Origin of the sequence: Streptomyces sp. NPDC051822 (genome assembly GCF_044452745.1) — a bacterium.
Lineage (GTDB): Bacteria > Actinomycetota > Actinomycetes > Streptomycetales > Streptomycetaceae > Streptomyces.
Map to the genome: position 1 here is coordinate 1 of NZ_JBITBZ010000021.1, position 14,206 is coordinate 14,206.

The window sequence follows — 14,206 nt, forward strand, 5'->3', positions numbered from 1 at the left end:
CAACACAGCCCACTCGGCATCCGAAAGCTCATGACGACGCACCACGACAAGCATGATCCCTCATCACCAGACCGCCTTTGAAGACGACCCCTAGGCCCGGGAAGCTGAGCAGGATCTCGCTGTCGGCGTGCTGGTGAAAGGCGGCTGTGGCCGCCTCCGCGAGATCGTCCGCGGCCTGGCAGGTGGCGTCCAGCTGCTTGAGCAGGGCCAGGAGCTGGTGACCGAAGGCGTCCTCGACGCCGGGCAGCTGGTGGGCGTACTCGGCGCGGAAGACGTCCCGCAGCCGCTCGGCTTCCGCGTCGCAGCCGCGGAGGCGGCCACTGCGTTTGAGGGCGGCCCGCAGAGCTCGCGGGCTCGCGGATGAACAAGAGGTCGACCCTGGAGAGGGCTCGCGCCGTGACGATTAACGTCCGACCTGGCCCCGCGAGTTTCGCGGTGACCACGGAGACGCCGGGCTGCGCCGCTCTTGACAGAGGCCTCAAGGGCCCGGGGAAACGGAGGCATCAGCCCGGCGCCCGCGTCATCACGGCGGACCCCGCAACGGACAGCGATGCCGCTCTTTGAGGAGGCCTTGACGGCCAGGGGGGATCCAGGCATTCGCTGTCCTATGCGAGCAGCTACCCGGGGTGTTGCACGGTCCCGGGCCGTCTGCTTACACACTGGATTAGGAGAAACGCACCGGGTGGAGCGGTCCTACGGTGCACTCCACTCGGTGGGCTCCACTTCGTGGAGTGGGTGCGGAGCGCGGTGGCATCCACTCCCGGACGGTGGACTCCACTCGGTGGAGTGGACGAGGGCGCACCCGGTGCGCACCACCGCACCGGGTGCACACCATCGGGTCCACTCAGTGGCCGGCCTCCCGGCCGCGGTGCGCTCCGGGCTGCTGTGGGCGGTGCGCCTGCTGGTCGTCTGGACGCACCGGGCGCACCGCGCTGGCGTCGGCCTGTGTGGTGTGGCGGTCCGAGCGGGCGCGGGCGTCGTTGACCATCTTGGTCGCCGCTTCCTGGAGGCGGCGCAGCCGGTCGGCGGTGAGATCGAGGGCTTCCACGTCCGTGCGGGATGCCCGCAAGGCTCGCAGCGCCGTCATGTCGATCGCTTCGCCGCGACCGGCCTTCGGCTCCTGGTCGTCGTGCTCGGGGTCGGCCGGCTCGGGCGTGAGCAGTTGCTCGGGCATCGCCGCCTGCTGGTGGGCGACGACGTCATACGCCCGGCCCCGCACAGCGGTGGCGGTGGTGGTGGTACGCAGCTGCTCGCGGACCACCGTGCCGGCGAGGACGGCGCGCTCGTACTGGAGCGGGATGCGGGGGATCTCCCGCTCCCCCGCGTCCTGGCCCGGGGGCCGGGGTTCGGCCGGCTCGCCGGGATCGGCCGGGGGTTGCCGGTCCGGGTCGGGCGCGGGGGTGGGTGGTCGGCGGCGGGCGGGGAGGTCGGACAGGGACCACCGGGCGGTGTAGAGGCGGTAGGCGGCCTCCCGGCCGCGTACGGTCTTCGGCGCGGTGATGTCCAGGCAGTGAGCGGAGATGGCCGCAGCCACGATCTCCTCGTCCAGACCGGGGTCGCGGCGGCGGCCACGCAGGACCAGGGCGAGATGTCGGCGGGCTTCGGCGAGCAGGTGCCGGCGGTGGAAGCGGCCGCCCTCGTTCATCACGAACACGGTCGCGGTGACGTCGACGGCCGCCAGGGCGACGTCGACCACGGCGACGACCCGGGCCCGGATCGCGGCGGCCGCGGCGCGGGCGTGCTCGAGGAGGGAGGTGATGACGTCGGCGGCGATGCCGGAGGTGAGGATCGCGCTCGCCTTCCACCAGGCGCGCAGCTGCGCGAGCGGCTGGGTCTTCTGCTTGGGCGGGCGGGTCTTGCGGGCGGCGATCTGGTTCAGCTTGGCGCGGGCCCGTTCCGAGACCAGGGGCAGGAACTTCAGCTTGCCGTCGTCGTCGACGGCGGTGACGTACTCGTGCTCCAGCTCGGTCAGGCAGGCGGCGATCTGGTCGCTGCGGCGGGCGGTCCAGCGGATCAGCTCGTGCGGTATCCCGGCAATCTCCATCACCGGCCGGCGCCCCGGGGTGACGGTGCGCGGCTCGGTCGCCAGCCCTAGCGTCTCGCAGACCTCCGCGGCCACCACCTCGTTGTAGAGCGCGGAGGCCGCCACCGTGTTCTCGTGCAGGGCCGTGGTGTGGATCGAGCCCCACTTCCGTCCAGGCGTTGCCCCTTCACCGACAGCAGCAGATGGTCATGGAGTAAGGGCATCCCGGAGCGCGCCTCGTAGTGGCGGAAGCGGGCGGCGACCAGACCGCCGGGCGGCCGAACCCGGTAGATGCCGTCCTTGCCGTACCGGATCACCGCGACCTCGTCCTCGATCCACTCCAGCACCCGCTCGATCGCCTGCTCGTGCGCGGCCTCGATCACCAGACGGGTCTCCTCATCCCCGAACGCCCACAGGAGGGAGATCGTCGGCTGCGGCCGGAAGACGAAGTCGACCCCGGTGACCGTCACCCGGCGTCCGAGGGCGCCGGCCTTGAATGCCGCTTTCGGGGAGTCGCCCGCGGCAAGCCGGTCGGCCTCGATCCGGTCCGCGTACGGGTGCCGGCCCCGCTCACCGAACAGGTTCCGCAGCTGCGCCTCGGTGGCCTCCTCCCCCGGTGCGAGTCCGAGCGCGGCAAGTCCCCGGCCCATCCAGCGCCCGGCTGGGACCCCGGCTTGCTCCTGGGCGGCGCGCAGCGGCGTGCGCGCCGGGCGGCGGCCGTCGCCGACGACGGTCTCGCGGAAGTAGTAGCGGTACATCTGACCGGCTCGGATGACCCTGATATCCACTGTCATACAGACCACGCGACACCGCTCTGACATGCAAGAAAGGGCCGATCAGCGGCACGTCCCGCCAGGCGGGAGCAGCGGCCGAACTTTCTTCTCAGGCGCCCGCCGGGCGGGAAGCGGCCCCGGGCCGGCACGAATGTCATCGCTCTCCGGCAGCACGCACATCACGACCCGCACAACACCATCCAGCACCACTGAGCATCAACACGCGCCAAGGAACGAACACTGCCTACAGCAGCCCCCGACAACCGCCGGGGCTTCGTCGTGCTACCCGGAGGAGCCCACCGTGCCCGCCTTCGCGACCCTCCCCCGCTTCACCGCTGACCTCCAGCACCTCACCCCCGCCCAGCGCCGGCACTTCCGCCGCGTCGTCCTGGACGCCTTCGTGCCCGACCTGCGCACCGGCCGCCGGTTCCGCCCCGGCTTACGCATCAAGGGCGTGCGGCGCGCACCCGGCGTCTTCGTGCTCACCTGGGATGGCAACGGGCGGGCGACGTGGTCGTACGGCCGGGCGCGGACCACTGGGGAACGGCACATCGTCTGGGGCCGCATCGGCACACACGCCATCCTGACCCGGCCCTGAAAGGCATCGCGTCCGCAGGATGTCGGGATCTCAGCGCGGACCGCTAGGGGGTGTCTGACCTGCGGGTTTCGGTGGGCGGGTGGCGTGTAGCGGGACTTCAATCGTGCGGGGGCGGTCTCACGGAGACCGCCCCTCGATCGTGCGACAACGCCGCAGGTAGTGACAGCGGCGGGCGACTGCTGACGGCCAACGGCGCTGCCGCTACCGCCGCCTGGCGTTCGGCTGGCGCCAGCGGACCTGCCCTAGCTGGGGACGGTGGCCGCCGTGAGGCTCATCGATCTCCCTGGTCGCCCAGTCCCTTTCATGGAAGCCGGGACGTCGCGGGGTTATCGGTCTGAAGGGCGGTCACGTCTCGGACGTACAGGGACGCCGCTATGCCTGCCGCGACGACCAGGAGGTGCGCCGGCAGGTTGAGCCACGCCTCGAATGTTCCCTCGTACCGGTAGGTGCCGCTTTCGACCTGTTTCTTACTGAGCAGGTTCGTGAATGGCGTGAAGATCAGAGGGCTTGCCGCAAGAGTCGCCAGCCACAGCGCCCACCAGACGTGCACCCGGGCCGGCGGCCTGGCGCGCTCGGAGCCAGCGACGGAGGCGCACCAGATGTCGTCGGCAATCTGCTTGGGAATCACCAGGTTGGCGAGGGGAAGGAACCAGCCGACGACGGACATCGCAGCCCTGTAGCGGGTGCTGCTGGCCTGCCGCAATTCAGCGACGGCCCGCGCGCGGGTGAACCAGAGGAGCCAGCACACCACCAGAGCGGCGGTCAGCAGGATCTTGCCACTGAGCAGGACATAGAACACTGGGTCGTCGCCCCAGGCATCGATGTCGAACAGGTCCTCCCCTTCGGGCAGCCGCCCCTCGTAGCTGTATGTGCGCGCCTCGAAATCGAGGGACGCGTAGTAGACGACGGAGGCCAGACAGGTCAGTGAGAGCAGGGAGAGGAGCCAGTACACCGCCGGTGTGCGCCAGCCGAACGCCGCGGCTGCGGTGACGCCGGGCCGTCGGCGGGGACGGGGCAGAGGCCGGTCAGGGCGCGCGGCCCCCTGGGCGAAGGGTGGGGCGGACACCGGGGCGTCGGCGGCATGTGTCGTCAGCGCCGAAGGCACGAGAGTCGGTACATAGGTGTGCGGGTCGTCCCGTTGCAGGAGGTGGACGGCGTCCCGCCCGAGCCGGGCGAGGACCTGTGACGGCAACCAGGGGGCCTGCAGGTGCCGGGCGTCCGCCTCTACGCGGCGGCGCAGTTCGGCAAGGGACGGGCGCTCTGCTGGGTCCTTCCGGAGGCAGTCCTCGATGAGGCCGCGGATGCCTGCGGGCGCACCGGCGAGGTTCGGACGTCCCTCCAGCATCTGGTAGAGCAGGGCCGGCAGCTGGCCCTCCGTCACGGCGAACGGCGGGCGCCCCGTGGAGGCGAATGCGAGGACGGCGCCCAGGGAGAAGATGTCACTGGCCTGTGTCAGCGTCTCGCCGCGGATCTGCTCGGGAGACATGAATCCAGGGGTGCCCACCATGGCGCCGGTCGAGGTCAAGCCGCTCGCGGCGGAACCGGCGGCCCGCGCGATCCCGAAGTCGATGACGACAGGCCTCTCAATAGTCACTAGGACGTTCGAGGGCTTCAGGTCACGATGGACGAGCTCTTCCGCGTGTACGTCAGCCAACGCCCGGGACAGGCCGGACGCCAGGGCCCACACCGACAGCTCTGGCAGTGGACCATGGTCCTGGACCACCTGATGGAGCGTCGGTCCGGGCACGAACTCCGTGGCCACCCAGGGCAGTACGGCGTCCGGGTCACCCTCGATGACGGCGGCGGTCCACTCACCACCGACCCGCTGGGCCAGAGCGACTTCGCGGCGGAAGCGAAGCCGGAAGTCCGGCATCGCCGCCAGCTCGGGACGGATGGTCTTGACCGCCATCATGCGTCCCCGAGGGCCTCGAGCCAGATAGACCACTCCCATACCGCCCTCGCCGAGACGGCCGATCAGGCGATAGTTGGCAATCCGCTCAGGATCCCCGCCCTGTAGAGCCTCCACTGCCGCCGCTCCCTCCCCTTGACTTACCACGACTTGGTCAGGCTAGTGGTGCACCCGATCAGCCGTGCCGTTCTGGCGGCGGCCGCCATGGGCCGCCCCGCCGCCATGCGGTGTGACACCCGGGGGGTGACGAACAACTGGGGAGCAGCCCACCGAAACCCGTAGGTCAGACAGCAAAGTCCTGCTGGAGTACTAGCCGGTCTGTACCGCAGGGTGAGCTGGCAGGGTCTGCGCGAGCCAGCGCGGGTGCCTCACGCCTGGAAGGGCCGACCATACAAACGTAGGTCGGCCCCTCTGAAGCACGCCGCTATCGGACCTGTCGGAGTCGTTGAGACGTCTCCTCAAGGATGGTGGCAAGGCGCAGCCGACCGCTTTCAACAAGTCCGCGGGCAAGGTCCTCGACCAGCGCATCGGTGCTGCCGACGAGTTCGACGTAGCGGTGCAGGAAGCGGCTGCGCTGGACGAGGTCCATGGTCGCAAACGCCTGATCCATCGCGGCTGCACCATCGGCCCAAAGCTTCGGTGCGATCTCGTTGCCCTTGTCCGCTTCGATTGCTCCGGGCAGCTCGGTCCTGGTTGCCGTACCGGTCTCCCCTGTGGCTACCGGGGTGCTTACGGCGTAAGCACCCGTCGTTGAAGTCGGTTCGGGCCGCTCCGTGGTCAAGGGTTCAGGGATCTGGTCGGCCTCCGTCTTCGAGGTGCTTACGGCGTAAGCACCCTGGGGTGGAGGAGGGCTTTTTCGCCACTCGAGGACGGTGTGCTGCCTGGGAAGAACGCTCGGCATACGGAATCTCCCGGTCGGGACCGGGTGGCGCGGCTCCTCGGAAGTACCGGAGAACCGCCGGGCGGGGGGCGCCCTGGTGTCAGGGCGCCCCCGCTGGCGTGAGACAGCGACGAGGGTGTCAGGGGGTCGGCGGCAGGACCGCGGTGAGGATGTCAGCGTGGTCGAACGCCAACGGCTGAGGCAGGTTGGTCAGGGGCCACCAGCGAGCGTCGCGGGCGTCGTCTCCGGCGGTGGCCTGGGTGCCGGCGGGGACGGTGGCGAGGTAGGTGACGGTGACGTACCGGCCGCGCGGGTCGCGGTCGGGCTGGTCCCAGACACCGACCGGGCGCAGCTCGTCCTCGGCCACGCGGACGCCGGTCTCCACCTCCAACTGGGGTGTTCACGGTACGCCTGACCAGGCACTCCGAGGGCGTACGAAGATCGCTTACCAAACCGACGGAGATCGTTTCCCACTCCGCCTGCGACGGGGCCGGGCACCGCCCGCTGTCACAGGCAGGGGCAAGGATGGGCGGCATGACGAAGACCGGAGCGGACTACACGTGGCTCGAGGACGACTTTCCAGGCATCGCCGAGGCGTACTGCTTCACCCTGGTGCGGGGTCTGTCGCCTGCTGAGCTGATGTCCCGGCTCGAAGGACGACCGGAGGCACCCCTGCAGGGCATAGCCGCAGTCGTCGACGCCACCTTCGCCCAGTACGACCTGGAGGACGGGAACCGCCAGCTGGTCGCCATGACGACTGCGGGTACCTGGACACTTCTGATCGAGCCCAACGGCTACCTCGGGGTCACCGAAGAACAAGCGCTGCCGGCCTCCGCCGGAACGAGCTGGATCTCTCACTTCACCAACATCAACGCCGTCGGCACGTTCCTCTGGGCAGAGGACCAGGTGCTGCGGCTGTGCTTCGACCCCATGTTCCCGGAGGACCGCTGGGGCGCCGCGCCCGACGAACTCTTCGACGTCATGAGACGGATCGGCTTCCATCTCGAGGTAGAGGATCCGGAACCGGACTTCTCTCCACTGGCGGCGTTCGCGCTGTCAGAACACCTGACCGGCGTCGCCATCACTCCAGCGCTGCTCCAGGACACGACGTTCACCTGCTTTACCGTACGAATCCGCTGACCGCCCCTCGTTGTCAGAGGTCGCCTCTATCGTGCGGGCAACGATGAGGGAGAGGAACAACCATGGGGTTTTCGGGTGAGTTGGTCTTCGGCCGCAGTGAGCGTCCACTGATCGAGGTCCCAGTCTTCGGCGGTGCTCAAGAGGACGACGAGGGCGGCATAGCCGCTTGGTGGCCGCGGCCCGGTGGGTGGCAGATGTGGCAGTTCCACGGGACCTTGCCCGACGGGGCCGAGGACGTCCTGCGAGCCGTAGTCGAGTGGACAGGGGCTCCGGCTTGTGTGGCGTCCGTGCACGACAGTGACGTCGCGTTGGTGTCGGGTCTGGCGCCTGGTGGCGACGAGTGGGACGTGTGGCTGAATCTCCGGATCGCGGCAGAGATGTTGGACCGTCCGCTGGCCGAGTTGGACGCCTCTGTACCCGTCGGCGCCCGCCATGCCCTGTCCTGGGCTCGGTCTGCAGGGGTCGGTAACGGCGCGGACGCGACCGTGATCGAGGAGGTCCTGCGGTCTCACGAGATCTTCGTGGAAGAGCTCTTCGACGCGCTTCTGGATCGCTTGGGCTTTCCTGCGGCCGTCGATCCCGAGGCGACTGGCTCCTCCAACACTGCGGAGTGATCTCCATCCAGGGCCCCAGCTACCGTCCAACTCGCGGACGGCGGCAGTGAGGGAGGTTTCCCCCTCGTCGACGTGCCCGCCGGGCGAAGCGCGCCGGTTCCCGGAATCCTGAATGTTGGTAAGCCGGAACCTGCATGCCAGTTGATGGCTGCGGCGGTCTCATGCGCGGGTTCCGGCCTCGCTGACGGACATGGTGAGCGAAGCCCGGTTCTGCCAGGAGGACTGGGAAGACCACAGCTGATCTGAAAGACGCATCCCGCCTGGGACTTCGACTTCGACGACGGCGACGAACTCACCCGGCGACTGCCCTGACAGGCTGCTCTGTACGATCACCGAACGCTGGGCGCTGGTCCGCGTGTCCTGTGCGGAGATCAGCAAGTGGTTCCCTGTCCGGATAGTGGAGGGAGTTGGCGGTGTCCGCTTTGGACTTCTACGCTCACGTCGCCGTTTGCGGTGAGGTCCTGGGAGTTGGCCTCGGTGCCGACCCGGAAGCCTGGGAAGCCGCCCTGGGGGCGACATGCCTCGATGTTCCCGGTGGTGGCCTACTGCGGCGGGACTACGGGCTCGTGGAAATCAACTTCTCGCCGGACCAGCCAGGGCGGCAAGGGCAGATGTCGTGCTTCGGCTTCGGCGTGAAAATCCAACGACTGCTGTACGACCAGTCCCCGAGCACCGTGCCGTCCCCGCTCTCGCGGGAATACGGGGAATTCGCAACCAGAGTCCCCTTCAAGGAACTGCAGACCGCCATCCTGGCCCTGGGCCACATGATCGAATTCGACAAGCACAACACGTCGATTGACATGGACTGCTACCGCGTATCCGTGTCCGCCGCCCGCATCCACGTCGTCGCTGACCCTGACCCGTACGGGTCAGGCGACCCAGATCCAGACGGACATCAGAGGGGCGACGTCTGGTCCGTCGACGTGTGGTGACCAGCCGACGACCTCCCAGCAGCATCCGTGATATCTCCTCGCTACGAGGAGCGCCGGGCAACGATCACCTGCGCGGCGGGCAACGATCTGAAGAGCGCGCACGACCCAGCTGATCAGCCACACTCAAGCCCCCGTGCCGCATCCAACCGGCTAGCCCGCAGGCCAATGTGGGTTCGGCATGCCGTCATCGCTCATGTGCGCCCGCTGCCAGATCCCTTTCCAGCTGAACGGCGTCTCCGGGACGAACCGGTGCCGCTGCCCGCACGGACATGGCGCCAGCACCCACGCGCACCCACGGCACAGCTCCACCCAGCCGTGCCCGGTCGAGTTCGACACCAGCGGTCTCTCGTCTCCGCAGGCGGGGCAGCCGGGGAGGTCGGCGCCGTCCAGAATCGCGTTCTGTCGCCGGACGTACTCAGGCAGCCGCAGCGACGGATGGCGAAACGGGTCTTCGTACCAGGCGCGGTTCGGGCCCTCCCACCAGCTCCGCAGCCACCACGGTCGCGGGTTCACTACAGCCCGCCGCCCCGCCCGCTTCTCCGCCCGGCGTTGCGCGGTGTACTCCTCCGCTCGCGCGAGCCACAGCACCCGCGCCTCATGCAGTTCCTCCACCGCCCGCACCAGCGCGTCCGGGTCCGCCTCCAGCCGCCGGGGGATCGCGGCGCTGAGTGTGAGGTGGTGGTACGTCGCCCGGAAGCCGTACGGAGCAAAGAGGGTGATGCAGGTCCGCAGCGCGCTGTGCCGGCGGCGGAGGGGGAGACGGGCGTCGTGCACGTGCGATCGGTGGGTCAGGAAGCTGGTCATTGTGTGGGCGCCAGGTCCAGTGCCCGTGCCAGGGCGGCAGTGACGGCGGCGGCGTGTGCTGGCAGGTGTTGTTCAGCCCAGATTCCGGCAAGACCGAGGAAGTCCTGCAAATCCTGCTGGGCGCCCGCGACGAGCCTGCGTGCCTGGTCTACCGACAGCTCGATCACTGGGCTGCCGTCCGTCCTGTAAGCGTCGAACGTCAGCCGGACAATGTCGCCAACGCGTTCGGCCACCGACGACGGATCGTGGCCGAAGTAGGAGCAGCCGGTACCCTCGAGCACCTCCAGCCAGTCCCGCCAGGTCTCCAGGCCGTTGCAGCAGCCCGGCTCGACGAAGACGGTGTCGGTGGCATTCTCGGTCACCCGGAATCCTCCGGCTGCGAACAGATCAGGCTTGGTGAGCAGCCCGTGCAGGAATGTGCCGAGCGGGTCGGTCGGGCACGGCCCGTGCTCCTCCTCCATCTCGAAGTCGTTGCAGTCGGCGATCTGCATAACCGCCGTGCCGACCTCCGCCGGAGTCAGCTCCCCGTTCAGCACGAGGTAGCCATAAGATTTCCGCTCGCCAACCGGCCAGAGCGCGAAGTCGTCGGCGGCGGAGATCTCCAGAACGGGTTGCATCACAATCACATGGGGATGATGCCGGACCCACTGCTACGCCGCCACGGGCTTTCAGCTGGCATCGGGCTCGGAGCGGGCCCGCTACCTGGGCAGTTTCGCGGTGCGCTCCGGGCAGGCGGCGCCGACATAGCGCATGGCGGTCTGCGCGGTGATCCCGAAGAGCCGCATCAGCTTGAGGGGATCACCGGTGGCAAACGCCTCGTAGAGCATGCGGTCCTGCCGCAGGCCGACGAGCGTGACGTTCTTGGGGAGGGTCCTCCTGTGACTGTGCGCCTCAGTTGGCCAGTGAGCACGCCACTTGGCCACCCTTGGCGCTCAGCCTGCCCCTGGAGTGCGCTCCCCGGGCTACTGCCGGCTGAAGGTCGCGCCAGTGATTCGGCAGAGCGCACCCCTCCGGCGGGCGGATTTTATCGATTGGGTTGAGTATGTCCACATGGTGGAGGCGTCGGCGTTTAACGCGCAGATCAAGGCGTGGCACTGGTTCTCGTGTGATCACGCGCTCGCGGCCACATTGCTCTGTCTCAAGTGCGGAGAACTGGAGAGCAACCCCGTTCCGCCCAATGCCGAGGAGAGGGCGCGGGGACTCACCTGGTCCGAAGCTCAGGCGGCTGAGCACCGCACTTACGCGGTGGCGACCATCCTGAATGCTGCGGCCTTCCTGGAAGCCGCTTTCAACGAACTGGTGGAGTCGGCCCAGATGGATAACCTCGCCGTAGGTGGAGGCGCGGGAGGACTTCAGAGTGCCGAGCGATCAGTTCTCACGGAGCTGGGGAACCAGTGGGGCTACCGCCCGCCGCCACTCGTGGAACGGGCTCAGGCGGTCCTACAGCGTCTCGGCAGGGAGGAATTCAATGAGGGTGGGGCGCCGTACAAGCCTGCCGAAACGCTGGCACGCTTCCGAAACCGCTTGATCCACTACCGGCCCGAATGGCGCACCGCCGGAACCGCTCCGGGGGACTACTGGATCGCCAGGGAGATGGAACCGCTTGGCCTCGTGCTGCACCCCTTCACCACGCCTCACAATCCGTTCTTCCCGGACCGCTGCCTAGGGCACAGCCTGGCCCTCTGGGCTTGGGAGACCTCGCTTGCCTTTGCCGAGGACTTCTTCACGCGGGTCGGCGTTGAGCCGGCCTACGCCGTCCTGCGACCCCAGCTGACGCTCAGCCAAGGCGGCTGAACTGGCGAGCGCAGGTCAGGCGGCGCTCAGCCACAATGTTGCGGCTGCCTGTGAAAGCAGTTCCTTACTGCATCGCGGTTGGCCACGCCCGTCTGACCTGCGGAGATGGCTGTTTCGGCGACTGGGGGACAGGGTCGAAGCTGCGTCCTCCATGGTGCGGGCATAGCTGTGCGGCGCCCCTGACCTGCACGAACGCCAGTGCTCAGAATGGCCCACCATCACGCTCACTGGCCAACTACGACGCTCAGCCGCGAGTCAGTGGAACCAGGTGACAAGGCGTACGTTCTCGGCGCCGTGAATTTCGCTGAGGATGCGCATGACCTTCCAGACTGGGCCCCAGTGGGTGTCGATCCCCGCAGCTGAGGCGCGGGTTCGCGTGCCCGAGGCATCGGTCCCCTGCCAGTCCGTGGTCTCCAGCTCGGACCAGGTCAGCCAGGTCGTCCCGTGCACATCGTCAGGGCCGCCGCAGTCGGCGAACTCACGTCGCAGCCCCTCCGAGGCGTCATCCGGAAAGCCGCGATCCTCCGCGAGGGGCTGGAAACCGAAGTAGTTCCGGATTCCGAAAAGGCAGGCCAGGCCGTCGTAGGCGTTGCCTGCGTTCAAGAGGAGGAGATCGATGCCGGCCTCCCATGCGGAGTCCTCATCGTCAGGGCCCCACAGGCGGGCCCCCGGCCGGCACTCGATCATTCCGCTGACATCTGTCGACATGGGGAGATCCTGCCTGCGCAGGCCAGGGGGCAGCACCTCCATTTCCAGGACTCCCGTTACGGGTAGGCTCCGGCGCAGCCGCTTTGCGCGGCTCCGGCCAACTAGAACGCTCAGTGGCCAACTACGACGCTCAGTCACACCTCCCGCCGGGCCGGGTCGGTGGTGTCGTGTATCGGGACGTCTACCTCGTAGATCCGCAGGCGCATGACGTCCAGCTCCTCTCTGTGCTAGGTGTGGTGAGGGACCACCGCGACGGCCCCGGCCCCGGCCGGATCGGCACGGGTCGGGGCTGCACGGAGGGCCATCACCGCTACGGCACAGCTGGCTCCTCGGCGGCGACCTCGTACACATCGATGACGTCATCGCCACCGGACCAGGAGCCGGGGGCGTGCCGGATGTACACGATGCGCAGCGGGGAGCCGTCGCGGCCGGCGAAGTCGTACTCGTGCACCAGGTGCTCCGTGAGGGCGGAGCGGACGGCCGGGGCCACGGACCGGACGGGGATCCGGGACTGGAACGGCAGGAAGCGGGCGCCGTTGACGGTCGTGTACTGCAGGGCCTGGCGCGGCCAAAGGCGGGCGGCGTTCATCGCGCCGTGCTCGCGCAGGGACTGGGTGTGGGCGGCGTAGTACGCCTCCGCGGCGGCGGACATGGGCATGAGCGGGTCTCCTTCGGCGTGCCGGTCGGCTCAGAAGTCGATCTGGAGCGTGATGGGGGGGTATGGCGGTCGCCGTAGTGACGGCAGAGGTTGTGGATGGTGTGGCGGTGCTCTGCGAGGCCTGCCGCGCCGCCCTGGACCGGGGTGCGGCACTCCCAGCAACCGCGCACCACTCCTCCCCGGCTGGCAGTTCGGCCGGGGAGGAGCGGGAGGGGATGCAGGGCGCCCGCGGCTCGGCTCACGCGACCGCGTCCGCGTACGGCGCTGACCACCGGGGATCGGCCGTCGGCCTCTTCAGAGCTCAGAGTTCCTTCACGCCGCTTGTGCGGGGCGACGATCTGGTTCGGGGAGCCGAAGAAGAAGAAGAAGAAGGCCCGCGCGGCCGTCGGCGCAACGCAGATAACGTGCGCGCATGAAGCGGATTCAGCGGGCCGCTGGCGCGGTCGTCGGCTCGGCGGTGGGTGACGCTCTGGGCGGCCCCTTCGAGTTTGGTCCCCCGGGAGCGTTCTCCGCGCGGTTTCCCGCACCTGGTGCCGGTAGCGAGATGAGTGGAGGCGGTGGCTGGGACCCCGGCGAGGCCACTGACGACACGCAGATGGCCGTCCTGGTCGCGGAGTCCCTGCTGGAGCGGGGCGGACTCGATCTGCCGGACATCTTCGCCCGCTTTCAGCGGTGGGCAGCATCAGAACCGAAGGACATCGGCCTGCAGACCGAAGACGTCCTGACCAACGGCATGCCCTGGGACCTTGCCGCCGCTATCCATTTCCAGGTCAACCAGCGAGCAGCGGGAAACGGCTCCTTGATGCGGGCATCAACCTCTGCGGTCCACTTCGCGGCCGCCGGCCAAGAAGCCACCATGGACGCGGCCCGCCGTATTGCTGCCCTCACTCATGGGGACCGCGCGGCATGGGAAGGCACCGCGATCTTCCACGAACTCATCCGCGTCACGCTCGAGGACATCGACCCCCTCACCGCGCTCTCGGACGTCCTGGCTCTCGTCCACCCCGACCACCGCGACCGCTACGCCACGGTCCTCGCGCCCGACTGGCACCCCGATCAGGCGACCGAGTTCAACGGTGCCGTCTGGCCCTGTCTGGGCTCCGCCGTCTGGGCCCTGCGCACCACCACCAGCTTCGAAGACGCGATACGCGCGGCAATCGACCTCGGCGGTGACACGGACACCGTCGCCGCGGTGACAGGAGGCCTCGCAGGGGCGTACTACGGGCTGGCTGCAATCCCTGCCCACTGGACACAGCCGCTGCATGTCCCCCTCCCAGGATTCGACGGACGAGTGCTGCACCTGGCAGACCTGCTCCACCTTGCACACCGCCTCGAAGAGGGGCTGCCTAAGGGACAGGTGTAATAGTCCGCAT

General features: G+C 68.6%; 13 protein-coding genes and 3 pseudogenes. 6 read left to right on the forward strand and 10 right to left on the reverse strand.

The window, feature by feature from the left end; genetic code table 11:
* Positions 1-88: 88 nt before the first annotated feature.
* Positions 89-346 (reverse strand): annotated as a pseudogene (locus ACIA8N_RS35745) (IS110 family transposase); the annotation flags it as partial.
* Between the two features lie 498 nt (positions 347-844).
* Positions 845-2,844: pseudogene (gene mobF / locus ACIA8N_RS35750) on the reverse strand (MobF family relaxase).
* A gap of 253 nt (positions 2,845-3,097) precedes the next feature.
* Between mobF and ACIA8N_RS35755 the strand changes: the two are divergent.
* Positions 3,098-3,394 carry a hypothetical protein gene (locus tag ACIA8N_RS35755; protein ID WP_365786913.1) on the forward strand — a complete coding sequence of 99 codons (297 nt, stop codon included), beginning with the start codon at positions 3,098-3,100 and terminating at the stop codon, positions 3,392-3,394.
* A gap of 301 nt (positions 3,395-3,695) precedes the next feature.
* Here ACIA8N_RS35755 and ACIA8N_RS35760 read toward each other — a convergent pair whose 3' ends face one another.
* The 3 genes and pseudogenes from ACIA8N_RS35760 to ACIA8N_RS35770 all read right to left on the reverse strand — a co-directional run.
* The gene (locus ACIA8N_RS35760; protein ID WP_365786915.1) at positions 3,696-5,420 is read right to left on the reverse strand and encodes a protein kinase; all 1,725 of its coding nucleotides are present in this window, start codon (positions 5,418-5,420) and stop codon (positions 3,696-3,698) included.
* 307 nt (positions 5,421-5,727) lie between these two features.
* Positions 5,728-6,084 carry a hypothetical protein gene (locus tag ACIA8N_RS35765; RefSeq protein WP_365786917.1) on the reverse strand — a complete coding sequence of 119 codons (357 nt, stop codon included), beginning with the start codon at positions 6,082-6,084 and terminating at the stop codon, positions 5,728-5,730.
* Positions 6,085-6,322: 238 nt separating this feature from the next.
* A pseudogene (locus tag ACIA8N_RS35770) lies at positions 6,323-6,577 on the reverse strand (NUDIX domain-containing protein); the annotation flags it as partial.
* A gap of 131 nt (positions 6,578-6,708) precedes the next feature.
* Here ACIA8N_RS35770 and ACIA8N_RS35775 point away from each other — a divergent pair.
* The 3 genes from ACIA8N_RS35775 (at position 6,709) to ACIA8N_RS35785 (ending at position 8,869) form a co-directional block, all read left to right on the forward strand.
* Positions 6,709-7,323: a DUF6461 domain-containing protein gene (locus ACIA8N_RS35775; protein WP_365786919.1), complete on the forward strand. Its 615-nt coding sequence runs from the start codon at positions 6,709-6,711 to the stop codon at positions 7,321-7,323.
* Between the two features lie 287 nt (positions 7,324-7,610).
* Entirely contained in the window at positions 7,611-7,937 is a 327-nt protein-coding gene (locus ACIA8N_RS35780) for a hypothetical protein (RefSeq protein ID WP_365786921.1), read from the forward strand.
* Between the two features lie 413 nt (positions 7,938-8,350).
* A complete protein-coding gene (locus ACIA8N_RS35785) occupies positions 8,351-8,869 on the forward strand; it encodes a hypothetical protein (RefSeq protein ID WP_365786923.1) in 519 nt (172 codons plus the stop codon).
* A 150-nt stretch (positions 8,870-9,019) separates the two neighbouring features.
* Here ACIA8N_RS35785 and ACIA8N_RS35790 read toward each other — a convergent pair whose 3' ends face one another.
* From ACIA8N_RS35790 to ACIA8N_RS35800, 3 genes are all read right to left on the reverse strand, one after another.
* Complete coding sequence (locus ACIA8N_RS35790) at positions 9,020-9,673, reverse strand: hypothetical protein (RefSeq protein ID WP_365786925.1); 654 nt, start codon at positions 9,671-9,673, stop codon at positions 9,020-9,022.
* Positions 9,670-10,290 (reverse strand): hypothetical protein, encoded by a 621-nt coding sequence (locus ACIA8N_RS35795; protein WP_365786980.1) that lies wholly within the window; start codon positions 10,288-10,290, stop codon positions 9,670-9,672. The genes ACIA8N_RS35790 and ACIA8N_RS35795 overlap by 4 nt, the downstream gene beginning before the upstream one ends.
* A gap of 81 nt (positions 10,291-10,371) precedes the next feature.
* Positions 10,372-10,500: a hypothetical protein gene (locus tag ACIA8N_RS35800; RefSeq protein WP_399416885.1), complete on the reverse strand. Its 129-nt coding sequence runs from the start codon at positions 10,498-10,500 to the stop codon at positions 10,372-10,374.
* Positions 10,501-10,723: 223 nt separating this feature from the next.
* Here ACIA8N_RS35800 and ACIA8N_RS35805 point away from each other — a divergent pair, with 223 nt between their 5' ends.
* A complete protein-coding gene (locus tag ACIA8N_RS35805; protein WP_365786929.1) occupies positions 10,724-11,467 on the forward strand; it encodes a hypothetical protein in 744 nt (247 codons plus the stop codon).
* A gap of 255 nt (positions 11,468-11,722) precedes the next feature.
* Here ACIA8N_RS35805 and ACIA8N_RS35810 read toward each other — a convergent pair whose 3' ends face one another.
* Together ACIA8N_RS35810 and ACIA8N_RS35815 are read right to left on the reverse strand one after the other, a co-directional pair.
* On the reverse strand, positions 11,723-12,175 hold the full coding sequence (locus ACIA8N_RS35810) for a hypothetical protein (protein ID WP_365786931.1): 453 nt from the start codon (positions 12,173-12,175) through the stop codon (positions 11,723-11,725).
* A 310-nt stretch (positions 12,176-12,485) separates the two neighbouring features.
* Positions 12,486-12,833 carry a hypothetical protein gene (locus tag ACIA8N_RS35815; RefSeq protein ID WP_365786932.1) on the reverse strand — a complete coding sequence of 116 codons (348 nt, stop codon included), beginning with the start codon at positions 12,831-12,833 and terminating at the stop codon, positions 12,486-12,488.
* A gap of 412 nt (positions 12,834-13,245) precedes the next feature.
* On the opposite strand from ACIA8N_RS35815, the gene ACIA8N_RS35820 reads away from it, so the two are divergent.
* Positions 13,246-14,196 (forward strand): ADP-ribosylglycohydrolase family protein, encoded by a 951-nt coding sequence (locus ACIA8N_RS35820; protein ID WP_365786934.1) that lies wholly within the window; start codon positions 13,246-13,248, stop codon positions 14,194-14,196.
* Positions 14,197-14,206: the final 10 nt, after the last annotated feature.